At 73.1% G+C, this 22,365-nt stretch carries 18 protein-coding genes; 7 read left to right on the top strand and 11 right to left on the bottom strand.

Features of this window, described 5'->3' with window-relative positions:
• Window positions 1-53: 53 nt before the first annotated feature.
• Both secD and AC0KTA_RS01230 read right to left on the bottom strand, forming a co-directional pair.
• Window positions 54-2,435, bottom strand: coding sequence for a protein translocase subunit SecD (secD, locus tag AC0KTA_RS01225; protein ID WP_481053201.1), 2,382 nt, complete (start codon window positions 2,433-2,435; stop codon window positions 54-56).
• A 185-nt stretch (window positions 2,436-2,620) separates the two neighbouring features.
• Window positions 2,621-3,070: a hypothetical protein gene (locus AC0KTA_RS01230; protein WP_481053202.1), complete on the bottom strand. Its 450-nt coding sequence runs from the start codon at window positions 3,068-3,070 to the stop codon at window positions 2,621-2,623.
• 329 nt (window positions 3,071-3,399) lie between these two features.
• On the opposite strand from AC0KTA_RS01230, the gene AC0KTA_RS01235 reads away from it, so the two are divergent.
• Together AC0KTA_RS01235 and AC0KTA_RS01240 are read left to right on the top strand one after the other, a co-directional pair.
• On the top strand, window positions 3,400-3,969 hold the full coding sequence (locus AC0KTA_RS01235) for a helix-turn-helix domain-containing protein (RefSeq protein WP_481056728.1): 570 nt from the start codon (window positions 3,400-3,402) through the stop codon (window positions 3,967-3,969).
• A gap of 69 nt (window positions 3,970-4,038) precedes the next feature.
• Window positions 4,039-4,833, top strand: a complete 795-nt coding sequence (locus tag AC0KTA_RS01240) for an NUDIX domain-containing protein (protein WP_481053203.1) — start codon at window positions 4,039-4,041, stop codon at window positions 4,831-4,833.
• Here the strand turns inward: AC0KTA_RS01240 and AC0KTA_RS01245 are convergent.
• From AC0KTA_RS01245 to AC0KTA_RS01260, 4 genes are all read right to left on the bottom strand, one after another.
• A complete protein-coding gene (locus AC0KTA_RS01245) occupies window positions 4,805-5,410 on the bottom strand; it encodes a ClpP family protease (RefSeq protein WP_481053204.1) in 606 nt (201 codons plus the stop codon). The genes AC0KTA_RS01240 and AC0KTA_RS01245 overlap by 29 nt on opposite strands.
• A gap of 44 nt (window positions 5,411-5,454) precedes the next feature.
• Window positions 5,455-6,102, bottom strand: a complete 648-nt coding sequence (locus AC0KTA_RS01250) for an ATP-dependent Clp protease proteolytic subunit (RefSeq protein WP_481053205.1) — start codon at window positions 6,100-6,102, stop codon at window positions 5,455-5,457.
• Between the two features lie 171 nt (window positions 6,103-6,273).
• Window positions 6,274-8,169, bottom strand: coding sequence for a protein-arginine deiminase domain-containing protein (locus AC0KTA_RS01255; protein ID WP_481056729.1), 1,896 nt, complete (start codon window positions 8,167-8,169; stop codon window positions 6,274-6,276).
• Window positions 8,170-8,375: 206 nt separating this feature from the next.
• Window positions 8,376-9,170, bottom strand: a complete 795-nt coding sequence (locus AC0KTA_RS01260; protein WP_481053206.1) for an SAM-dependent methyltransferase — start codon at window positions 9,168-9,170, stop codon at window positions 8,376-8,378.
• 249 nt (window positions 9,171-9,419) lie between these two features.
• Here AC0KTA_RS01260 and AC0KTA_RS01265 point away from each other — a divergent pair, with 249 nt between their 5' ends.
• Window positions 9,420-9,998, top strand: coding sequence for a phosphoesterase (locus AC0KTA_RS01265; RefSeq protein ID WP_481053207.1), 579 nt, complete (start codon window positions 9,420-9,422; stop codon window positions 9,996-9,998).
• Window positions 9,995-11,566, top strand: a complete 1,572-nt coding sequence (locus tag AC0KTA_RS01270) for an alkaline phosphatase D family protein (RefSeq protein WP_481053208.1) — start codon at window positions 9,995-9,997, stop codon at window positions 11,564-11,566. Before AC0KTA_RS01265 ends, AC0KTA_RS01270 begins: the two co-directional genes overlap by 4 nt.
• 64 nt (window positions 11,567-11,630) lie before the next feature.
• Here AC0KTA_RS01270 and AC0KTA_RS01275 read toward each other — a convergent pair whose 3' ends face one another.
• Window positions 11,631-12,188, bottom strand: a complete 558-nt coding sequence (locus AC0KTA_RS01275; RefSeq protein WP_481053209.1) for a TetR/AcrR family transcriptional regulator — start codon at window positions 12,186-12,188, stop codon at window positions 11,631-11,633.
• Window positions 12,189-12,302: 114 nt separating this feature from the next.
• Here AC0KTA_RS01275 and AC0KTA_RS01280 point away from each other — a divergent pair, with 114 nt between their 5' ends.
• Window positions 12,303-12,974: a molybdopterin-dependent oxidoreductase gene (locus tag AC0KTA_RS01280; RefSeq protein WP_481053210.1), complete on the top strand. Its 672-nt coding sequence runs from the start codon at window positions 12,303-12,305 to the stop codon at window positions 12,972-12,974.
• Window positions 12,975-12,999: 25 nt separating this feature from the next.
• Here the strand turns inward: AC0KTA_RS01280 and AC0KTA_RS01285 are convergent, their stop codons facing one another.
• Genes AC0KTA_RS01285 through AC0KTA_RS01295 form a run of 3 tightly spaced genes read right to left on the bottom strand, consistent with a single transcriptional unit; the run spans window position 13,000 to window position 16,712 of the window.
• Window positions 13,000-13,665 (bottom strand): hypothetical protein, encoded by a 666-nt coding sequence (locus AC0KTA_RS01285; protein WP_481053211.1) that lies wholly within the window; start codon window positions 13,663-13,665, stop codon window positions 13,000-13,002.
• 57 nt (window positions 13,666-13,722) lie between these two features.
• Complete coding sequence (locus AC0KTA_RS01290; protein ID WP_481053212.1) at window positions 13,723-14,400, bottom strand: response regulator; 678 nt, start codon at window positions 14,398-14,400, stop codon at window positions 13,723-13,725.
• Complete coding sequence (locus AC0KTA_RS01295; RefSeq protein WP_481053213.1) at window positions 14,397-16,712, bottom strand: sensor histidine kinase; 2,316 nt, start codon at window positions 16,710-16,712, stop codon at window positions 14,397-14,399. Before AC0KTA_RS01295 ends, AC0KTA_RS01290 begins: the two co-directional genes overlap by 4 nt.
• A gap of 122 nt (window positions 16,713-16,834) precedes the next feature.
• Between AC0KTA_RS01295 and AC0KTA_RS01300 the strand changes: the two genes are divergently transcribed.
• Window positions 16,835-19,741, top strand: a complete 2,907-nt coding sequence (locus tag AC0KTA_RS01300) for a carbohydrate-binding protein (RefSeq protein ID WP_481053214.1) — start codon at window positions 16,835-16,837, stop codon at window positions 19,739-19,741.
• A gap of 149 nt (window positions 19,742-19,890) precedes the next feature.
• A complete protein-coding gene (locus AC0KTA_RS01305; RefSeq protein WP_481053215.1) occupies window positions 19,891-20,577 on the top strand; it encodes a S1 family peptidase in 687 nt (228 codons plus the stop codon).
• A 95-nt stretch (window positions 20,578-20,672) separates the two neighbouring features.
• Here AC0KTA_RS01305 and AC0KTA_RS01310 read toward each other — a convergent pair whose 3' ends face one another.
• Window positions 20,673-22,184, bottom strand: coding sequence for an LVIVD repeat-containing protein (locus tag AC0KTA_RS01310; protein ID WP_481053216.1), 1,512 nt, complete (start codon window positions 22,182-22,184; stop codon window positions 20,673-20,675).
• Between the last annotated feature and the right edge of the window lie 181 nt (window positions 22,185-22,365).

Below are 22,365 nucleotides of genomic sequence, written 5' to 3' on the forward strand. Positions count from 1 at the left end.
CCGCCCGCACCCGGCCGGTGACCCTCCCCCCAGGGTCACCGGCCGTCGTGCGGTCAGACCACCGCGCCCGTTCCGCGCTGCCGCCGCCGGGCCTCCAACGGGCTGGCGGGCCGGTCCTGTTCCCGCCTCGTGGACCGCCCCTTCGGTGCGGCCGGTTTGCGGTTCTCCAGGAGCACGGCGACCGGCACCGCCACGGACACCGTCGACACCATGCCGAGGACGACGCCCGCGATCAGCGCCACGGAGAAGTCCGCGAGCGAGTCGCCGCCGAGCGCGGCGAGGGCGGCCAGGACGAACAGCGCGCCCATGCCCGTGTTCACGGTGCGCGGCAGCGTCCGGACGACGGCCTTGTTGGCGGTCGCCGCCAGGTCGGCGCGGGGATCGCGGCGGCGCGCCTCACGGATGCGGTCGAAGACGACCACGGTGTCGTTGACGGAGTAGCCGATCACGGTGAGCACGGCGGCCAGGAAGACGCTGTCGACCGTCTTGCCGAGCCAGGCGAACAGGCCCACCACCAGCAGGACGTCGTGGACCATGGCGACGACGGCGGCCGACGCGAAGGTCCAGCGGAACCGGGCGCTCAGATAGATCAGTTGGGCGGCCACGGCGATGCCGAGCGCGATGAGCGCCTTGTGGCGCAGCTCGTCGCCGAGGCTCGGGCCGATCTGCTCGTCGCGTTCGACGGTGGCCCGCCCGCCGCCGTGCTCGGCCAGGGCCTCCTTGATCTGCTGCTGTTCGGCGTCGCTGAGTTCACCGGTGCGTACGGTGATGTCGCCTTCGCCGGACTCCTGCACCACGGCGCGCGGGAAACCGGCGTCGGCGACGGCCTTGCGGGCCGTGTCGGCGTCCACCTGCTTGCTGGTGGAGTACTCGACGAGCCGCCCGCCGGTGAACTCGACGCCCAGGTCCAGGCCGCGCACGACGATGCCCGCGACGGCCACGGCGACCAGCAGCGCGCTGGCGCCGAGCCAGCGGCGCCGGTGGTGCACGATGCGCGGTTCGCGGCGCGCGAGCAGAGCGCGGACGCGGCCGGTGGTGGCGAGGCCGGTGAAGCGCGGGCGACGGCGTACGAAGCCGCGGCGGACGGCGGTTTCGGCGAGCACCCGCGTCACCACGAACGCCGAGACCATCGACACCAGGACGCCGATGGACAGCGTCACGCCGAAGCCCTTCACGGGACCGGTGGCGAAGTAGAAGAGCAGGCCGGCGGCGAGCAGTGTGGTGACGTTGGAGTCGACGACGGCGCTCCAGGCCTTGGCGAAGCCGGTGTGCAGCGCCTTGGGCAGGCTCTTGCCGGTCGCACCCCGCGTGCCGCGGCCCGCCGGTCCCTCGGCGCGCGGGCCGAGGTACTCCTCCCGCGCGCGTTCGAAGACCAGCACGTTGGCGTCGACCGCCATGCCGATCGCGAGGACGAACCCGGCGAGGCCCGGCAGCGTCAGCGTGGCGCCGACGGCGAGCAGGGCCGCGTACGCCATGAGTCCGTACAGGGCGAGCGCGAGGGTGGCGAGGGCGCCGAGGAGCCGGTAGACGACGGTGATGAACAAGGCCGTCAGGGCCAGGCCGATGAGGGCTGCCTGGGTGCTGGCGGCGATGGCGTCGGCGCCGAGGGTGGGGCCGACGGTGCGCTGTTCGACGACGTCGACGGGCACGGGCAGGGCGCCGCCCTTGACGAGCGCGGCCAGGTCGCGGGCCTCGTCCTCGTCGAAGCCGCCGGTGATCTGGGTGCTGCCGCCGGTGATGCCGGTCCCGCAGGCGACGTCCGCGTTCACGCCGGGCGCCGAGATGATCTTGTCGTCGAGCACGATGGCGACGCGCCGCTCGGGTGCGCCCTGGGGTGCGCACGCGGCCTTGCCGGTGACGCGGGCCCAGTCGCCGCCCGCCTTGCCGCGGAAGTCGAGCGTGACGTACCAGCCGTTCATGGACTGCTGGTCGAGGACGGCCTCGGCGTTCTTGACGCCTTCGCCGGTGAGCACGGTCGGTCCGAGCTTCAGGTGGCCGCCGGGGCGGTCGGGGTCGGGCAGGGTGCGGGAGCCGTCGGCGGCGGGCCGGGGCGGGTCCTTCCGGCCGGTCCCGGCGGTCTCGGTCTCGGCGGTCACCGGGTGCACGGAGAGCTGTGCGGTGCGGCCGATCACCTGGGAGGCCTCGCGGGGATCCTGCACTCCGGGCAGTTCGACGATGATCCTTCTGTCGCCGGACTGGGCGAGGCTCGGCTCGGACACGCCGAGGGCGTCGACGCGCTGCCGCAGGACTTCGACGGCCCTGCGGGTGGCCTCGGCGTCGGCTTCGACGGTGGGTGAGTCCTTGGTCTCCAGGACGATCTGCGTGCCGCCTCTCAGGTCGAGACCGAGACGGGGCGACTGGGTGAGGGCGAGGTACAGCGAGGCGGCGACGGCGACGAGCGCGACGATCGCCCGCCACCAGGGTGCGCGGGGCATGGGAGTTCTCCACATCCACGAGGAAGGCGTCACGAGGAGGCCATGAGGGCCTCACGGAGACGCCATGGACGCCTCACTAGGAGGCCATGACGAAGGGCGGACGGGCCCCGGCATCGGGTCCGGGCGCGGGGCATGCTCGCGCCCCGGAGGCTCCGGCCGGTCGGGCGGCGTCCGGTGAGGTGTCGTCAGCTCCGTCGTGAAGGGGGGCCGCGCGGCTCGGGCGCGGCGTGCGCGAACTGCGCGGACGGTGTGGAGGGGAACAGGCGGGCGTCCGGGCCGCCGAGGGGCCGGTGCGGTGCGCGCTCGGTGCCGGGGCCTGTGGTCCCGGGGAACGGCGGATGCGGGAGGTGCGCCTGGTGAAGGTGGGCGACGGTCGCGTGGACCGCGCGGGGGCCCGCCGGGCTCTCTGTGCCGTACGAGGCGTGGGTGCCGTGGGCCCTGACCCGCTGCTGGCTCGGGGAGTTGGTGGAGTGCGTGCCGCTCTGCTGCGCCGCGGCCGGTGTCACCCAGGGCTGGGCGGCGGCGCCGGTCGCCGTGGCGGCGGCCCGGGAGGAAGGAACGGCGAACGCCAGGACGGCTATGACGGCCGACAGCAGGGACGCGGCCAGGCGCGCCGACCGGGTGCGATACGGCACGCGGGGCCTCCTGGTCGGGTCGGTCTGCGGGTGGTCGGTTTGTCTCGGTGCGGCGGTCGCGTGGATGTCCGATAGAGGTGGGCGCCCGGGGCGCCAATCGCTTCAACGTGCGGGCGAATTGATTAGGTTCCCGACACGACCGCTCCTCGAAAGCAGCGACGCTCGCGTTCAGTTCCGGGGTTCCCCGGACTACCCGGGGCGTTCCTGCTTCGCCGCAGGCAGAACGCACTTCGCCCTCGGCAGAACCCGCTACGCCAACGGCAGAACGCCGAGCGCCGGCGGATCACCGCTCCTACCCTGAAGCCGTGAGCAGCCACGCGACGAACCCGATGAACCCGGCGGTCCCGGCCACTCCGGCCCCGCGCCCTCCGCACCCGACGGGCCGGGCCGCCCGCGTCATCCCCCTGCGCCCCGCGCCACCGACCGCGGACGCCGCGGCGCCGACGGCCGCCCCCGCCTCGCCCCCCGCCTCGGCCCCGGCCGCAGCCCCGGCCCCCAGGGAACCGCTGTGGCGCCATCTCGTCGGAGACGTCCTGCGCCGCCAACGCCGCGCCCAGGAGCGCACGCTGAAGGACGTCGCGGACGCGGCGCGGATCTCCGTGCCCTATCTCTCGGAGGTGGAGCGCGGCCGCAAGGAGGCGTCCTCCGAAGTGCTCGCCGCGGCGGCTGCCGCCCTCGGTCTCAGCCTCGCCGACCTGCTCGCGCTGACCCACGGCGAGCTGGTCGCGGCCACGCGCCGCCCGCATGCCCGGGACCGGCGGGCCACGGCACCCACCGCGCTCGCTCAGGAGCGCGCGGTGTCGGTGGTCACGGCGTCGGTGGTCACGGCCCCCCTCGCGTCCACGCACGGCGCCGCGCGGCCCGGCCCGTTCCAGGCCCGGCTCCGGCTCGCCGCCTAGGTGCCCTCGCACGGGACGGCCGGGACACCCGGTCCGTCCCCGCACGGCCCGGTCCCCCACGCGTCCGGCGTGGACCTCTTGGACGTACGCCGTATCCGCCTCGTCGAGACACCGGCGCCGCAGCCGCCGCCCGGCGAACGGCTGGCCATGGACCGCGTCTGGGACGCGGCGGTCCGAGCCAACCCGAGCCTCTTCGACGGGCCGGTGGCGGCGTGCGCGGGGCTGTCCTGGGAGGGGCCGCGGAGCCTCAGGCTCGCCTGGGCCAGGACGACGTACCGGCGCTATGCGCTGCGCCGGGTGCCCGGCGCCACCTCGTGCCTGCCTTCCTTCTTCGTCGATGTCGTGCAGCCCACCGGGGGCGGGCGGCTGCTCGTGGGACGCATGGCGCCGTCCACATCCACGCCCGGCCGCTGGCAACTGCCGGGCGGATGCGTCGAACCGCCCACCGGCGACCGGTCCCTCGATCTGGCCGCCCTGCGCCGGCACGCCGCCCGTGAGCTGGCCGAGGAGACCGGCGTCGAGACGGTGCCCGACGACCTGGCCCTGTGGGTCGTCACGCGCGACGCCCAGGGCAGCGTCGGCGTCCTGTTCCTCGCAGCGTGCCGTCCGGAGCCGGAATTGCGCGCGCGGTTCGCGGCCCTGGTGTCCGCCGAGACGGCCCGGGGCCGCGAACCGGAACTGGACCGGATCGCCCTCGTCGGCTCCCGGGCCGACCTTGCGCGCCTCCCCGGGCCGCACGCGGACTACCTGGAGCCGGTCGTGACCCGCTACGCGGAGACCGCGCGCCCCAGTTCGCGCTCGCGCGGCGGCCTCGGTCCACGGTCGCCCGGGAGCGTCAGCCCACCGTCGCGCGGCGGCGGCTGACGACCTCGTCGGCGAGCCCGTACTCCACCGCCTCCCGCGCGGTGAACACCTTGTCCCGGTCGGTGTCGGCGCGCAGCGTCGCCACGTCGTGGTGGGTGTGCCGGGCAAGGACCTCCTCCACCTGGGAGCGGATGCGGATCATCTCCTTGGCGTGCAGGCTCAGGTCCGACACGGTGCCCTGCTGGCCGCCGCTCGCGGGCTGTCCGAGCAGCACCCGGGCGTGCTCCAGGACGAACCGCCGCCCCGGGTCGCCGCCCGCGAGCAGCACGGCCGCCGTGGAGGCGGCCTGGCCGACGCAGAACGTCGAGATCGGCGCGCCGACGAACGTCATGGTGTCGTAGATCGCCATGAGTGAAGTGACGGATCCACCGGGCGAGTTGATGTAGAGCGCGATCTCGCGCTCCGGGGCGGCCGACTCCAGGTGGAGCAGCTGGGCGATGACGACGTTCGCGACGCCGTCGTCGATCTCGGTGCCGAGGAAGATGATGCGCTCGGACAGCAGCCGGCTGTAGACGTCGTACGCGCGCTCGCCCTGCGGGGTGCGTTCGACGACGGTCGGAATCGTGTACTGGCTCATGGTCATCGCCTTCGGTCCCATGGCCGTCGCGTGGTATCCCATGTCTACAGTCCCATCCGTCGCTTCGACGCGGCCGGGCGGACATCGGCGAGCGACGTGACCACGTGGTCGACCATGCCGTACTCCTTGGCCTGTTCGGCCGTGAACCAGCGGTCGCGGTCGCCGTCGCGCGCGATGGTCTCCGGGGTCTGCCCGGTGTGTTCCGCGGTGATGGCCTCGATGGACCGCTTGGTGAACTCCAGGTTCTCCGCCTGGATCGCGATGTCCGCGGTGGTGCCGCCGACACCGGCCGAGGGCTGGTGCATCATGATGCGGGCGTTCGGCAGCGCGTGGCGCTTGCCCGGGGTGCCGACGGTGAGCAGGAACTGGCCCATGCTGGCGGCGAATCCCATGGCGAGCGTGGACACGTCGTTGGGGATCAGCCGCATCGTGTCGTAGATGGCGAGGCCGGCGTGCACCGAGCCGCCGGGGCTGTTGATGTACAGGCTGATGTCGGTGCGCGGGTCCTCGGCGGACAGCAGCAGGAGCTGGGCGCAGACCCGGTTCGCGGAGACCTCGTCGACCTGGGTGCCCAGGAACACGATGCGCTGGCCGAGGAGTTGGGCGGCCAGTTGGTCGTCGAAGCGGGTGGCGGGGGTGTCCCCGTCCTCGGCGCGCGGGGGCGCCGGCCAGTCGGTGCGCGGCGGTGTCATCGCGGGGCCTCCTCGTCGTGGTGCGGTCGGTGGGACCACTCGCTTGGTGGGCCCACTCGGTCGGTGGGACCACTGTGGATCGCGACGAGGGGGATCGGCCGGTTTCTTGGCCGTCGGCAGATTCGCCCAGGGCAGAGCCCCTTCGGCAGGGGCCCTGCCCTGGGCGGTGTCTTACGCCTTGGGCCACCAGGGCGCGGTGGCGTCGCGCAGCGTGTTGGTGCCGCAGTGCACCTCGCCCATGCCGATGTGGTACGTGTACCAGTCGTCGACGTAGGACGTGGTGAAGCCGGCCTTCGCGTACACGGAGTTCACGGCCTCGGTGAAGATGTCCCGGCCGCCGACGACCGGGCCCCACTGCTGGGGCGCGAGGTAGCGCGTCGGGCTGAGCAGGACGCCGTTGACCGCGCCCGGTATGTAGGCGCTGTTCTGCCAGGCGGCCGCCTTGCCCGTGGCGCCGCCGCCGGAACCCCGCTCGGAGCGGCTGTCGTCGCCGCGCAGCTGGCTGAACTTGCGCAGCGTGTCCGGGCCCATGCGCCGCAGCTTGCGGCTGTCGCTGAGGCCGCTCTCGTCCCCGTCGCGCGCGTAGAGGCCGGGCACCTTGACGATCTCCTCGTCGGTGATGCCGGTCTCGCGCTTGAGGATGTCCAGGTTCGCCTTGATGCGGTCCGCCGCCAGCTTGTTGTCGGCGTGGAACTTGGCCTTGGCGAGGACCTGGTCGATGGTCTCCTTGGGCGCCGGGATGTCGGCGGAGCCCGGCACGGAGAACATCTTGTTGCCGCCGTGGCCGTCCCGCTTGGCCTTGCGCAGCAGCTCCACACCGGCGGCCGGGTCGGCGACGCCGATGCGCCAGCCGCGCGCGGTGTCGGCGGGCAGGAACTGGATGAACTCGTCCACGTGCCCGACCGAGAGCCACGACGTGTCCAGCAGCAGCGGCGCCTGCGCGCCCTGGGAGGACAGGAACGTACGCATCGCCTTGGCGGGCTTGGAGCCGTTGTCCTTGCGGTAGCCCTGGATGATGCGTCCGGCGGGGTAGCTCTTGCCGCCCTGGGTGTACGGCGGGATGGTCTCCAGGTTGCCCATGGAGTTGAGCGTCCACTCCTCGTTGTCGCGCACCCCGCTGACCTGGACCACGCCCACGTCCGGGCCGCGCAGCTTCTCGAACAGCTCGCGTCCGGCGTCCCGGTCCGGCTGCGCGGAGCGGATGAGGATGCGCATCGTGCGCTGCTTGCCGCCCGGGCCCGGCATGCTCGCGTAGGCGGGCTCGACGAAGTCCTGCGCCCAGACGTCGTCGTACTTGGTGAAGGTGGTCAGGGGCTTGCTGATCCCCGCTTCCTTCGTCTGCTTGGCCAGGTCCTTGACGAACTTGCGCTGGGCGCGGCCATAGGCGCCGCCGCCCTTCACCTTGGTGACGAGGACTTCCTCGGCCTTCTGCAGGTGGTGGTGGGTGAGCACGGGGGCGGTGCGCAGCACGACGTCGTCGGAGCGGGACGTGCCGCCGCCGGTGACGGTGAAGCGGACCTTGACGTCGCCGTTCCACTTCGCCGCGTCGCGCACGACGTCGGTCGCCTCGATGCCCAGCTCGACGCCGGAGCGCAGCTCCTTCGTGGTCAGCCGGTCGGTGGGCCGCAGCAGGGACCAGCGGCCGTCGCGCTTGATGAAGAGGCGGGACTTCTTGGCGCCGGTGCCGACCGCCTTGACGGTGCCGTGGCTGCCCGCCGGAGTCTTGGGCAGCGGCACGGTCTTCAGCCGGGCCAGGTCGGCGGCGTCGCGCGCGCCGTTGACCTTGGTGTCCGACGCGTCGTTGCACTTCGCCAGCTTGGCGTCCGAAAGCGGCCTGCCCCGTGCGTCCTTGACCGGGCAGCGCTTGGCGTCGTCGTCGACGTTCGGCAGCACGATCGCGCCGCGCCGCTGCGTCCAGGTGTTCTCGCCGTCCGTGTCGGTGCTGCCCTCGACGTCGACGGCGCCGTCCCGGTTCACGTCGGCCCGCAGGTCGGGCGCCTGGGGCGTGGCGGTGGTGCCGGTCTCGGCGACGGCGCTGGCACCCGTGGCCGCGAGGACCCCGGCCATGCCGGTCGCCAGGGCGATGTTTCTCCATCTGTGCGTGCGCACAGTTCCCCTCCTTGTTCCCGGCCCTCTGGTCAGGTGGGCGGGCCGTTGAACAGGAAGAGGGCTGCGGGGGCCGGGAGGTTGACGCGACGGAAGTAAAGAGACAGCGGAAGGCGGAAAGGAGCCGCAGGAAGGGACGGTGGGACGGATTCGGTGGGCGGCCGTGGTCAGGGCTTGCGCGCGACGCCGCCGAAGTCGTCGACCTCCGCGGGCGGTTCGGGGCCGTCCGGGTCGGGGCGCCACCGGGACACCGAGACCAGGCCGGGCTCCACCAGGTCGAGCCCGTCGAAGAACCGGGCGAGCTGCTCCGGGCTGCGGTTGACGCGCGGGTTGCCGCCCGACTCGTTCCACTGCCTGATCATCTCGCGCATCCGCTCGGGCCGGACCACTTCGGTGTCGTCGCAGAGCACCAGGTGGCTGCCGGAGGGCAGGGCGTCGGTCAGGCGGCCGACGACGGCGTAGACGGAGTCGTCGGTGATGTGTGCGGTGATGCCGAGCAGCATCAGGGCGACGGGTCGCGTGAAGTCCAGGGTGCGGGCGGCACGTTCGAGGATGGCTTCGGGCGTGCGCAGGTCGGCCTGGATGTAGTCCGTCGCGCCCTCCGGCGTGCTGGTGAGCAGGGCCTCGGCGTGGGCCAGCACGATCGGGTCGTGGTCGACGTACACGATGCGGGCCTCGGGGGCGCACCGCTGGGCGACTTCGTGGGTGTTGTCCGCGGTGGGCAGCCCGGTGCCGATGTCCAGAAATTGGCGGATTCCCGCCTCGGTGACGAGGTGGGTCACGGCACGCACCAGGAAGCCCCGCTGGGCCCGGGCGATGTCGGTGATCTCCGGGTTGGCCGCCCGGATCTCGTCGCCGACGCGACGGTCGACCTCGTAGCAGTCCTTGCCGCCCAGCCAGTAGTTCCAGATGCGGGCGGAGTGCGGCACGTTGCTGTTGATGAGCGATGCGTCGTACGACATGAGAACTCCCCCGGGTCGGCCCGCTGCCGCCGCACAACCTAGCCCGCGAGACACATGCGGCCCAGCCCGCGAGGCTGGGCGACGACCACAGCAGCGGCAACAGCGGCGGTTTCAGCAGCGGTGACAGCGGTGGTAGCTGCGGCCGTGACAAAAGTGGCGGTGGTAACAGAATTCGCCGGAATGCTTCTCCTGGTTCACGCGGGGCTGGTGGGCTGACCGCGCTCAACTCACCGATCACAGGAGGCGTGCGTGAATCTCGTCGTCAACGGCGACGCGGAGAGCGGGTCCGGCGGCACCGCCGACCCCGTCGCGACGGTCCGCGGCTGGAAGGTCGCCCAGGGCGCCCCCGCGCTCATCGCCTACAGTCTCGGCGGCGGCTACCCGACCGCGTCGGACCCCGGCCCGGCCCGCCGCGGCAGCCGTTTCTTCTCGGGCGGCAACAGCCCGCGCACCGCGCTGGTGCAGGACATCGACCTGCCGAGGAGCGGTCCGACCGGACGCCGCGCCGTCGACGCGGGCAAGGTGCGGTACACCCTGGCCGGCTGGCTCGGGGGCTACGCCGGGCAGGAGGACGGCGCGCGCCTCTCCGTGGAGTTCCGTGACGCCAAGGGCACCCCGGTCGCCCTCAGCGTCCTCGGCCCCGTGAGCGCGGCCGACCGCCAAAGCAAGACCGGGCTCGTGGAGCGCACGGCCGAGGCCGCCGTGCCGCCCACCGCCCGCTCCGCGCGGGTCCTGCTCGTCTTCACGCGCAGCGGCGGCGGAACCTCCAACGACGGCTACGCGGACGCCCTTTCCCTCACCCTCAGCGCCACCGGAGGCCGCCGATGACCGTCAACCGCCGTGACCTGCTCAAGTCCGCCGCGGCCGCCGGCGCGCTCAGCCTCGCCTGGCCGCTCGCCCCGGGCCTCACCCCGGCGCAGGCCCGCGAGGCCGCCGAGAATCTGGGCGCCGAGTACGACCGCGCGCCCTTCACGCTCGGCGTGGCGTCCGGCGATCCGCAGCCGCACTCCGTGGTGCTGTGGACCAGACTCGCGCCCGAACCTCTGGCGGCCGAGCAGAGACTGCCCGAGGTCGTCGAGGTCGAGTGGGTCGTCGCCAAGGACGCCCGGCTGCGCCGCGTCGTCGCCCGCGGCACCGCGCCGGCGTCGGCGACGCTCGGCCACAGCGTGCACGTCCCGGTGGGCGGCCTCGCTCCGGGACGGCACTACTGGTACGCGTTCAAGGCCCTCGGCAGGACCAGCCGCGTCGGGCGTACGAAGACGGCGCCGCGCGGCCGCGTCTCCAAGGTCACCTTCGCGGCCGCCAACTGCCAGGCGTTCCACGACGGTTACTACGCGGCCCACCGCGGTATCGCGCGCGAGAACGTCGACTTCGTCGTCCACCTCGGCGACTACATCTACGAGCACGGCCAGGTCGGCGGCGTACCGGAGAAGCACGTACGCGACCACGACGGGCCGGAGATCCTCACGCTCGCCGACTACCGCAAACGGCACGCCCTGTACAAGGGCGACAAGTCGCTGCGCGAGGCGCACGCCGCCCACCCGTGGTTCCTGACCTGGGACGACCACGAGGTCGTCAACGACTACAGCGGCACCGGCGGCGGCGCCCCGTTCATGCGGCGGCGCGCGGCCGCGTACCAGGCGTGGTTCGAGCACATGCCGCACCGCGACTCCTTCGGCGGTTCCGCCCTGCCCGACCCCGAGATCCACCGCGTGCGCCGCTGGGGCGACCTGCTGGAGCTCGCCGTCCTCGACCTGCGCTCGTACCGCTCGGCGCAGAACCTGCCGGACGGCACGATCCTGGGCGCCGAGCAGAAGGCGTGGCTGAAGAAGACCGTCGACCGCGCCCCCGACGCCTGGCACGTGTGGGCCAACTCGATCATGCTGAGCCAGCTCCGGGGGCGTCCCGGCGGCTCGTACATGTTCACCGACCAGTGGGACGGCTTCCTCGCCGAACGCAAGGAGGTCCTCGGGCACGTGCACAAGAGCGGCCTGGAGGACCTGGTCGTCATCACCGGTGACTGGCACTCGGCGTTCGTCGACGACGTCCGCACCGACTTCGACGAGCCGGGATCGCCGCTGGTGGGCACGGAGTTCACCGCGCACTCGGTGACCTCCGGCGCGTACTCCGCGGACTGGAACGCGGCCAACGGCCCGCTGATGGGCAGGGCCAATCCGCACCTGAAGTACTTCGAGGGCAACCGGTACGGCTACGACGTGTACGAGGTGACGCCGGAGCGGTTCAGCGCGCACATGCGGGTCATCGGCGACCGCCGCGACCCGCGCTCGCCCGTCAGCACGCTGACGACGTTCCATGTGGACCGGGGCAAGGCCGGGTCGTACGAGGACGAGGGCACGAAGAACTCGCCCGCGCAGTACCGCAGGGACACCGCATAGCCCCACTCAACAGCCCCGGACCCAGTGCTTTCGCCGGGTCCGGGGCACCACACGAACGCCGCCCCTACTCGAGGAGTCGGCGCTGGATGAGTTCCATGACCTCGGCCGGGGTGCGTTCGCCGTGGTCGACGGTGAGCAGGCGGTTGCCGATCCACACCGTGAAGCACAGCGTGCAGCGGACCTCGACCTCGTCGGGATCGGCACAGAACTCGCCGAACAGCCGCCGCAGGTAGGTCATCCGCCGGTTGTCGACGCGCCGCATCCGTTCCGCCACCGCGGAGTCGCGCCGCGACCAGTCACGCACCGCGAAGTCCGTGTGGATGTCCGTGAGCAGGCCGTCTCCGGAAGCGGCGACGGAGAACAGCCGCCGCAGCCTCGTGCGCGCGTCACCGCCGCCGGCCTCGACCTTCTCGATGACGCCCGTGGTCACGTCCTGTTCCCAGGCGTCGAGCATGTCCACCAGCAGGGCCTGACGGTCGGTGAAGTGCCAGTAGAAGCCGCCCCTGGTGACGCCGAGGGCTCGCGCCAACGCCTCGATCCGTACCGCCTCCACCCCGCCGGTGGTCAAGGCCCGCAGGCCTGCGGCGATCCAACTGCTGCGCGGGGTGCGCGCCACGGCCATGGTGCAGGTCACCTCTCCGTCATCTATACAGCCCTGTACGGATCAGCCTACTGTCGATATCCATACAGCCCTGTATGGATCGAGGGCCCGACACACGCACACGGGAGGATCGACATGACGCTTCCCCCAGGCCAACGTGCCGTCGACGGATTCCCGCGCTTCGGCACCCACTTGCAGCACCCGCCCCCGCCCGTCCCCGCCGACCCGGTGATCGAGATCGGCGGGGACCTGACCGAGACCGTCACCCTGACCCCGGCCGACCTGGCAGAGCTGCCACGACAAGAGCTCGGCGCCGACTTCCACTGCGTCGCGGGCTGGTCGGCGACCGACCTGCGGTGGGAAGGCGTCGCGTTCGCGGCCGTCTACCGCACGTGGGTCGAACCGCTGCCCACCACGGGCGCGCCGATCAGCCACTTCACCTTCCAAGGACTCGACGGCTATCGGTCGACCGTGCTGCTCGAGGACGCACTGGCCGACGACGTCCTCATCGCCGACCGCCTCGACGGACGACCGATCGACGGCGACCACGGCGCTCCGCTACGGCTGGTCAGCCCCAGCCAGTACGGCTTCGTCAGCACGAAGCACCTGTGCCGCATCGAGTGCCACACGTCCCGGCCCCCGGATCCCGACCGGTGGTCGCCCATCGCGGGACACCCCAGGGCAAGGGTCTGGAAGGAGGAGCGTCACCGCCGCCTTCCCGGCCGTGCGGTGCGGCCGGTCTACCGGATGCTGATCGCGCCGATCCGCAGGCTGAGCGCGCGAGGCAGTCGCACCGGGCCACGGTGACATCCGTCGCGCGGGACCGCGCCGTTCACGTTCCGTACCAGCCTGCCGACGGCGCGCCCTCCGACGGGTCGAAGGACTGGTGCAGGCCCACGAGCGCGCTCACCAGGCGGGGGTCCCAGCCCTCTTCCAGGACTTGGTACTCGTCGGCGATGCCCCGATAGACGAGGTGCGCGCGGTGGGAGTCGTCGCGCCAGGTCACCCGGCGGGGCGGGCCGAACCCGCCGTCGCCCTCGGCGAATACGGCCATGATCGTGGACACCCAGCTCAACATCAGTCCCCAGGGCCACCACACCGCCCACCAGAACAGGCGGCCCTTGCGGCCGCGCACGGCCGGGCCCACGGTGGGCTCCACGGTCCACTCGGACCGGGCGAACGGGCGGCGGCGGTAGGTGATCCTGCCGAGCGGGGCGCCGTACCCGTCGTCGACGAGGTACACGGCCCGACCCCGGCCCAGGTGCTGCTCGGTCCGGACACGGGCAAGCGGGGCCGACTCGTCCACGCTGATGTGGAAGGTGCGTACGGAGGCGTGCCATCCGCTCGCCGGGGTGCCATGGCCGTGGTCGAGCTCGTGGTCGCGGCGCAGCCAGGCGAGTTCGCCGCCGTCGCGCGACCTCTGGGGCGGCCGCCAGTTGACGATCCGCGGTGGGTCCGTGCGGTAGTCCACCCGGTACGACATGAGCTGCTGCGCCACGCTGCCCCTCTCCCCGTTTCCCCACGGTTGCGGCGGTCCCACATGCTCCCATGCGGGTCAGGAGGGGCTGTTGGGGTCCCCGGGGCTCGCGAGGCCCACTTCGTACGCGAAGATGATCGCCTGCGCGCGGTCCCGCAGGGACAGCTTGGCCAGCAGGGCGTTCATGTGCGTCTTGACGGTGGAGCGGCCGATGCCGAGGACCGCCGCGATCTCGGGGTTGCTGAGGCCACGGGCCACCTCGCGCAGGACGTCGCGCTCGCGCCCGGTGAGGGCGTCGAGGCGGCCGTCCGGACGGGCCCTCGGGCCGACCGTGCCGGTGGCGAAGGCGTCGATGAGGCGGCGGGTGATCTCGGGGGCGAGGAGCGCCTCACCGGCGGCGACGGTACGGATGGCGTCGACGAGGTCCTGGGGTTCGCAGTCCTTGAGCAGGAATCTGGACGCGCCGCCGCGCAGCGCGGAGAAGACGTACTCGTCGCGGCGGAACGTGGTGAGCACCAGGACCCGCACGGGCGGGTCCATCGCGGTCAGCAGGCGCGTCGCCGTCAGGCCGTCCATGCCCGGCATGCGGATGTCCATCAGGACCACGTCGGGGCGGCAGGCGCGGGCGAGTTCCAGCGCCTCGGCGCCGTCCGCCGCCTGTCCGGCCACGGTCAGGCCGGGTTCGGCGTCGATGACGGCCGCGAATCCGGCGCGGACGACGGCTTGGTCGTCCACGACGACCACGCGGACGGTCATGCGTCTGCCTCCTTCATGGCGGGGGTGCCGCCGGGTACGGGCGGGATGCTGCCCGGTACGGCGGGGGATGCTGGCGGTTCGGCCGAGATGCTGCCTGGTACGGCGGGGGTGCTGCCCGGGACAGCAGAGATGTCGTCGACGGCCGCAGGCACCGGCACCGGCACCGGCACCGGCACCGGCACTGGCACTGGCACGACGGGAGCCGGAACTTCCGGATCCTCCAGCGCGTCCAGAAGCTCCCGCAGGCCCGCCAGCGCCGCGCGTGCCCCGCCGGTGACCTCGGTCAGCGCCGTCCTCGCGTCGGTGGTCCCGGCGAGGCCCGCCTCCGCGTGCCGTACGAGAGCGACGGTGCGCCCGACGACGGTGGCGTGCAGGCCCGTGGCGACGCGCCGCCGCTCGTCGGCCACCGCCTCGCCGACCCGGGCCGCGACCGTGTCGAGCACGCGCCGCTCCCAGGGGCCGCCGTCGCCGCGCCGGGCGCGGGTGAGCAGGCCGAGGGCCCAGACGGGCAGCAGCCAGGGCACGGTGGCGAGGCCGAGGGCCGCGTGCAGCGCGACCGCGCCGGGGCCCGCCGACTCCCCCGGGTCCCCCGCCACCGCAAGACCGGCCGCGATGCCGCCGACGAGACCGACGGCCACGGGGGCGGGCCAGGTCGCGCGGGCCGGACCGTACGCGCCGACCGCGTGCAGCGCGGCCAGCTCCGCCGTCCATGTCAGGGGGAGCGGCCCCAGCCAGTCGAAGGGGAGCAGCCCCAGGGCGGCCGCCGCCGACCAGCCGAGCGTCGTCGTCAGCATGGCAGCGAGGGCGGCGACGGGTGCGCGCCGCCGCAGGAACAGCGGGGCCGCGTGGACGGTCAACAGAACGGCCAGGGCAGTCAGTTGGGCCGGGTTCAGGTCGGTCAGGAGTGGGTCCGATCCGGCGTGCGCCAGCAGGAGCGGCAGTGCGGTGCAGAGGACGAACGCCACCGCGTCCACGGTCAGGGCCCGAACCCGCGGCCGGGCCCCCGGAATCGGCAAGCTCGCCTCAACGGCCCATCCTCCACCGCCGGTCGGCCCGGCACTCACTTCTCCCCCCGCGCCCGCGACCCGCTCCCGCATGCTCGCGAGTCCCCGGCCCGTGCCCAGCGACGCGCCGCCGATGACCGCAGACGACGCGCCACCGACGGCCGCCGCCGACGCGCCGCCCACGTCCGAAAGTCCGGCCGACGGGCTCTCGTTGAGCACCGCGACCCTCAACTCCCCCGCGTCGTACCGCAGGCGTACCGCGACTTGCGCCCCGGCCGCGTACCGCATCGCGTTCGTCAGGGACTCCTGGACGATCCGGTACACGACCACGGAGGCATCGCCCGGCAGCGGGCGGGGACGGCCCTCGACGGTGAAGGTGACGGGGAAGCCGAGGCGCGCCAGGCCCGCGCACAGCTTCGGGACGGACTCGTGGGGTGCGCCGCCCTCGGCCGTCTCGTCGCCGACGACCGCGACGAGCCGGCCCAGCGAGTCGAGGACGTCCCGGCCGGTCGCGGCGCCCGCGGCCAGCGCCTCCGCGGCCAGTTCGGGGCGGTCGTCGGCGAGGCGCAGGGCGACGGCGCCCTGCACGGCGACGGCGGTGAGGTGGTGTCCGGCGGCGTCGTGGAGGTCGCGGGCGAGGCGCTCGCGCTCGGCGGCCGCCGCCGCACGGCGTTCGCGTTCCACCGCGGCCAGGCGGGCGAGCACCTGCGCGCGGCGGGCGGTGCGGTGCCGGCGCAGACGGCCGCACAGCACGATCACGAGGTGCAGCAACGCGCCCGCGAGAAGTGCGTCGAACAGCCTTCCCGACGCGTCGTCGTCTCCGGTACCGGGCACGGGGATCCCGTGCAGCGGGAGCACGGCGGTGGCCAGAGCGGCGGCCCCGAGCGCGCGCCGCGCGGTGCCGTGCGCGGCGGCCTGCGGGAAGGTGCTGTGCGCGGCCTGCGGGAAGGTGCCGTGCACGGTCGGCGGGACGGCGCGGTGCGCGGCCAGCGAGAACAGCGCGATCCACAGCGCGCAGGGCAGCGCGGGCGTCAGCGCCGACTGCGGAAGCAGCGCTTCCGCCGCCCCGTCGGCGAGGAGCGCCACGCCGAAGACCGGCACCGGCGCCGTCCCGCGCCACACCAGCGCGGCGGCGGCCACGGCCATGGCGAGGACGCCGACCAGCACCTGCCAGACGGCCTGCCCGCCGTCGCCGGACCCGGTCAGCGCCCCCGAGAGCACGAGGCCCAGCAGATGCCCCGTCAGCAGCACGGAGGGCACCGCCACGTCGGCGGCCCCCGGGCCTGCGCGTACCGCTCCCCGTCCCACTCTTCGACCCTACCGGCGCCTGTCTCCACCCATGGGTGGAGACGGACTGGGCCAGGTGGCCGGGGTCGACTCCCTGCCCGGGCAGGACGCCCGCGCGCCCGCGCCACGGTGTGCTGGAAGGCATGAGCATCGACCGACGCACAGCCGTCGCCGGAGGCTTCGCCGCGGGGCTCGCCCTGACGGCCACGGCCGCCGCTGCGAGGACGAAGACAACAGCGACATCGACGACATCGGCGGCAACGGCCGCGACGACGCCGCCCGACAGCGGCTGGGGCGCCTCCGAGATCACCGTGCGGGGCGAGTCCCCGACGCGCAGCACCATCCCCACGGCCAGGGACCCGAGGGCGTCCGGCGGCGCCTTCCTCTCGCTGACGACCGCCAAGTCCCCTCCGCCGCGCGGGGGTTGGTACGCCACGTACACCGTCGACGTCCCGGCCGCCGGACCGTACCGGCTGCAGGCGGTCGCGACGGTCCCGGTGGAGCAGCCGCACATCGAGGAGACGGGCTCGTATGTCCGGCTCGCCGTCAACGGCGGGCGGGCGGAGCCCGTCACCCGCTCCCAGCCGTACTGGTACGAGTCCCCGAAGGCGTGGGGCGACCTGTCCCGGCTCACCCTCGGCGAGGTCGAGCTGCGCCGGGGCGCCAACACCCTCACGTTCACGGTCGACGGGCCGACGGTCCTGGACGACTACACCGGCTACCGCTTCCTCCTGGACGAGTTCACCCTCACCCCGGTACCGGTGGCACTGAGCTCCGTACGGCTGCGGGGTCCGGCGGCGGACAACCTCGGCCACTACCGGGGCGAGGCCCTGGCGGCGCTGCGCTTCGGACTGAACGCGGCGGCGCCGCGCCCGCTGACGGTGACCTACGAGGTCCTCGACTACTTCTCCCGGCAGGTGGCCTCGGGGCGCGTGCCGGTCCCCGCGCGCTCCCGGGAGGCATCGGTGCCGCTGCCCGTGCTGCCGCCCGGCAACTTCCGGGCCGTCGCGGCGCTGACCACGGCCCCCAAGGACACGGTCACCGGGTACTTCGCGCACCTGCCCGCGCGCCGGGCGGTGGCCGGCCCGGCCAACCGCTTCGGCGTGAACGTCTTCACGCACGCCCTGGTGCCGCCTCCCCTGCTGCCCGCCCTGGCGACGGCGATGAAGGCGATGGGCGTGCGTCACGTACGCGACGGAAGTGCCTGGCCCGCCGCGCAGCGCAAGCCGGGCGGGCCGTTCGACAGCAGCCTCCACGAGGGCGTCGTCGACGTCTTCCAGAAGTGTGGGCTGAAGGTCCTGGAGGTCGTCTCGCCGCCGCCGGACTGGGCGTTGACGGAGATCTCAGTGCCGCTGCCCGCCGATCTGCGGGACGCCTATCGTTACGCCGCGCACCTGGCGGGACGCGGCAAGCGGGTCGTGGCGGACGCGTTGCAGCTCTCGAACGAGCCCGACGTGGACGCCACCGCGAGCACCGGCGACCAGCACGCCGCGTACGTCAAGGCGGCGGCGCTCGGCATCGCCGACCAGCCGGACGCGCCGCCGGTCGTGCTTCCCGGCATCGCCGGGGAGGGCGTGTTCCAGGAGCTGATGCTGCAGAACGACGTGGTGCGGTACGCCGGCGTGTGGAGCTTCCACGGCTATCCGCCGCTGGACGACACCGACCCCGACTTCCCGTCGTCGGCGGAGGACCAGGAGGGGCTGCGGGAGCGGTTCGGCGCGGCGACGCCGCTGTGGATGACGGAGTCCGGCGCCTTCCTGCCCGCCGAGCCCGGCATCGATCTGGCGTACGCGACGCAGCGCACCCAGGCGCGCTATCTCGTCCTGTCCACGGTGCAGAGCCTGGCGGCGGGCACGGACCGGCAGTTCTGGTTCTGCGGCCCGCCGTGCACCGACGAGGGCGTGTCGTTCGCCCTGCTCAGCCGGGACTTCCAGCCGCTGCCCGCGTACAGCGCGTACGCCGCCCTGACCGGGCTCCTGGGCGAGGCCAACTACTCCGCTCTGCTGGAGGAGTTGCTGCCGCACGTGGCCGGGTTCGTCTTCGGGGACGGCGCCGGGCGCACGGTGACCGTGGTGTGCGCGGCCGAGCAGCGGGACGTGGACGTGCCGGTGCCGGACGGGGCGACGCGTGTGTACGACATCATGGGCGCCGCCCGCGGCACCCCCGCGCGGTCGGCCCGCGGCACCGTGCGGGTGGCCGCGTCCCGCGACCCGCTCTACCTGGTGACCGAGGCGCCGCCGCCCCGCCGCCCCAAGCCTCCGGCCGGTGACGACCACGCCCGGCCGCGGCCGCTGTCCGCCGCGGAACACATCGTCCTGAGCCAGCGGTACGCGGCTGCCGACGCCGCGCCCAACAAGGAGGACGGCGACGCCGAACCGCCCCTCGGCTACCGGCTCGGCCCCTCGACGCGGATGGCGGTCGACGTCTACAACTTCAACGCCGGCCCGCAGACGGTGACGGTGTCCGGGCGGGCCTTCGGCGGCTGGTCGGTGGCGCCGCGCCGGGCGCGGGTGCGGGTGCCCGCGGGGGGCCGGGTCGCGGCGGAGTTCACGGTCACGGCGGGGAAGGGCGTGCGCCCCGGGGTCGACCTTCCCCTGATCTTCGAGGCGCGGCTCGGGGACGCCGACGAGAGCGCCGACGCCGCCGACACGGACACCGGCACCGGCACCGGCACCGGCCGCAACGCCGTGCCGCCCTCCGTCGCCCGGATCCAGCGCCGCAGAAGGCGCCCGGGAGGCAGGCCCGGCAAGCAGCCCGCCCTCGCCCCCGTGATCGACAAGGTCGCCCCCAAGGACGGCGCCTCGGTCACCGGCCCGACCGTCCGGCTCACCGCGCGGATCACGGACGCGGTGTCGGGCGTCGATCCGGCGCGCCTCACCGTCGACGTGGACGGCGAGCGGATCGCGCACCGCTTCGACCCGGCCGACGGCAGCCTCACGGCGACCGCGCACCTGCGTCCCGGGCGCCACACGTTGCTGATCCGCGCGTTCAACGACGCCCACGCTCCGGCGGCGCGTTCGGTGACGGTGCGGGTACGGGCAGGGGCGTGAGGCGCCGCTTCACTGAGGGGGTCCCGGCAGGCATCGGGGGATCGCCAACTCCCCTATGTGTAACGGAGGTTGCCCACATCGTCGCCGTGGCGGCCGGGCTCGGCGACAATGACGGGCGCCCCGGCCCCCCACTCCCGACAGGACGCGCTATGAGGCTCCGTACCATCCTGGCCCAGGTCCTCACCGTCGTACTCGCGACGCTCGCCCTCCTCGCGGCCCCCACCGGGGTCGCGGCCGCCGCGGGACAGACGGCGGCGGGCGTGATCCGCGGCGGCGACCAGCTCTTCAGCTCCGCCGGCGGCCGCTGCACGGTGGCCTTCAACGCCACGAACGGCACCCAGTTCTACGGGATCATGCCCGGCCACTGCGCCACCGTCGGCAGCCGCTGGTTCGCCGACCCGGCCCGGACCGTGCCCATCGGGGTCACCGAGGTGTCCGTCTTCCCCGGCAGCGACTACGCCCTCGTCCGCTACACCAACCCCGACTACTCCTACCCGAGCGTGGTCGGCGCGGGCGCGCAGTCGTACCGCATCGACCGGGCCGCGCACCCCATGGTCGGCCAGCAGGTGTGCCGGGTGGGATCCGCCACCGGCCTGCACTGCGGCATCGTGCAGTCGGTGAACAACACCATTACCTTCCCCGAGGGCGTCGTGAACGGCCTCTTCCGGACCAACCTCTGCGCGGAGCCGGGCGACATGGGCGGCCCGGCCTTCAGTGGGACCGCGGCGCTCGGGTTCAGCATCGGGGGCAGCGGCAACTGCAGTTCGGGCGGCACGACCTTCCACCAGCCGGTGGCACCCGTGCTCGAGGCACACGGCCTGCGGGTCGGGTACTGACCGCCCGCCCCCGCAGCCGAGAAGGGGGCCGTCCGGCATGCACCGGACGGCCCCCGGGCGTTCTCGCCCCGCGCGTCGGTCAGTCGTGGCGTCGGTCAGTCGTGCCAACCGAAGTACTCCGGCTGCGTCTGCACGTTGAGCTCGCGCAGTCGCACCTTCTCGGCGGGTGCGGTGCGCTTGTCCTTGAGCTTCAGTACGTCGAAGCCCTTGACCATGTCGTTCGAGTAGATATGGCCGTTGTAGTAGTACGCCGACCAGGAGCCGCCGCCGACCAGTTCATCGGCGGAGATCGGACCGCGCTCGAAGTACGCGATCTCCTGGGGCTTGGACGAGTTGGTGAAGTCCCACACGGAGACGCCGCCCCGGTACCAGGCCTGGACCATGAGGTCCTTGCCCTTGACGGGGATCAGCGAGCCGTTGTGGGCCACGCAGTTCTCGGTGTCCGCCTGGTGGCGAGGGATCTTGTAGTAGCTCTTGAAGACGAGCTTGCGGTTGTCGCCCCGGCCCTTGATGTCGTAGATGCCGTCGGCGCCGCGGTTCGGGCCGACCTCGGCGTTGCAGGTGGCGCCGCCGCCACCGCCGAGCTCGTCGGTGAACACGACCTTGTCGGCACGCTGGTTGAAGGTCGCCGAGTGCCAGAACGCGAAGTTCACGTTGTCCTGGACGCGGTCGATGACCTTCGGGCGTTCGGGGTCCTTGATGGAGAACAGGATGCCGTCACCCATGCAGGCGCCCGCCGCGAGGTCCTTGGAGGGCAGGACCGTGATGTCGTGGCAGCCGGTGGTCTTGGAGACGCCCGGGTTGGTGGGCCCGCCCGGGTTGCCGCCGCCGTCCGGGCCCTCACCCGGGAACAGCACGGGGAAGCCGACCAGCGCGGCCTTGTGCGGGGCCTTGCGCGGCACCTTGATGACGGAGATGCCGTCGTGCGGCGGCTGGCAGTCGGGGAAGGCGGCGTTCGGCGCGTACGAGGAGACGTACACGTAGACGTCGCGGCGCTCGGGGACCAGCGTGTGGGTGTGCGAGCCGCAGGCGGTCTCGACGGCGGCGACGTACCGCGGGTTCTTCTTGTCGCTGATGTCGAAGACCTTCATGCCCTCCCAGGACGACTTCTCCGTGGCGGGCTGCGTGGTGCTGGAGCAGGAGCTGTCGCTGCGCGAGGAGTCCGTCGACAGGAACAGCAGGTCTCCGGAGACCGAGACGTCGTTCTGCGAACCCGGGCACAGGACCTGCGAGACGGTCTTCGGCTTCTTCGGGTTGCTGATGTCGAAGATGCGGAAGCCGTCGTAGTTGCCGGCGAACGCGTACTTGCCCTGGAAGGCGAGGTCCGAGTTCGTGCCGGGCAGCGCGTCCTTGGGGATGTTGGTGAGGTGCTCGACGTTGTCCGAGTGGACTATCTCGTCCGGCGCGGGGATCTTGCCGTCGGCTATCGCCTCCTTGGTGTCGGCGGCGTCGCTCTTGGACACCTTCTTGGGTGCCTTGGGGGTGTCTCCCGGGTCCGGGGTCGCCCCGGCGGGCGCCGCGGTCAGCAGCGCGGCGAGCAGCCCGGCCGCGGCCGCCGCAACTCCCAGGTGTCTGCGGCGCTTTCGGGGTCTGTTCAACAGGGTCACTGCGTCCTCCCTTGTGGCCGTTCGGGACGAACGGTTCACGGACACCCGCAGTATCGTGCTCCTCATGTACAAATCAACAGATGCCAACCCAGTCGTAATGAACATTTCTGATCACTCACGCTCGTCGGCGTGCTAGGAACGGACCCAACTGCCCCGCGTGCCACAGGAGGTCGCCGTGCTC

The organism is Streptomyces sp. Y309 (assembly GCF_056712025.1).

Bases quoted from the DNA above. Each gene is read 5' to 3' on its own strand.
- AC0KTA_RS01260 (WP_481053206.1), bottom strand. From the start codon at position 9,170: ATGTCGTACGACGCATCGCTCATCAACAGCAACGTGCCGCACTCCGCC.
- AC0KTA_RS01275 (WP_481053209.1), bottom strand. From the start codon at position 12,188: ATGGCCGTGGCGCGCACCCCGCGCAGCAGTTGGATCGCCGCAGGCCTG.
- secD (WP_481053201.1), bottom strand. From the start codon at position 2,435: ATGCCCCGCGCACCCTGGTGGCGGGCGATCGTCGCGCTCGTCGCCGTC.
- AC0KTA_RS01280 (WP_481053210.1), top strand. From the start codon at position 12,303: ATGACGCTTCCCCCAGGCCAACGTGCCGTCGACGGATTCCCGCGCTTC.
- AC0KTA_RS01235 (WP_481056728.1), top strand. From the start codon at position 3,400: ATGAACCCGGCGGTCCCGGCCACTCCGGCCCCGCGCCCTCCGCACCCG.
- AC0KTA_RS01255 (WP_481056729.1), bottom strand. From the start codon at position 8,169: ATGGCCGGGGTCCTCGCGGCCACGGGTGCCAGCGCCGTCGCCGAGACC.
- AC0KTA_RS01270 (WP_481053208.1), top strand. From the start codon at position 9,995: ATGACCGTCAACCGCCGTGACCTGCTCAAGTCCGCCGCGGCCGCCGGC.
- AC0KTA_RS01245 (WP_481053204.1), bottom strand. From the start codon at position 5,410: ATGAGCCAGTACACGATTCCGACCGTCGTCGAACGCACCCCGCAGGGC.
- AC0KTA_RS01305 (WP_481053215.1), top strand. From the start codon at position 19,891: ATGAGGCTCCGTACCATCCTGGCCCAGGTCCTCACCGTCGTACTCGCG.
- AC0KTA_RS01300 (WP_481053214.1), top strand. From the start codon at position 16,835: ATGAGCATCGACCGACGCACAGCCGTCGCCGGAGGCTTCGCCGCGGGG.
- AC0KTA_RS01250 (WP_481053205.1), bottom strand. From the start codon at position 6,102: ATGACACCGCCGCGCACCGACTGGCCGGCGCCCCCGCGCGCCGAGGAC.
- AC0KTA_RS01290 (WP_481053212.1), bottom strand. From the start codon at position 14,400: ATGACCGTCCGCGTGGTCGTCGTGGACGACCAAGCCGTCGTCCGCGCC.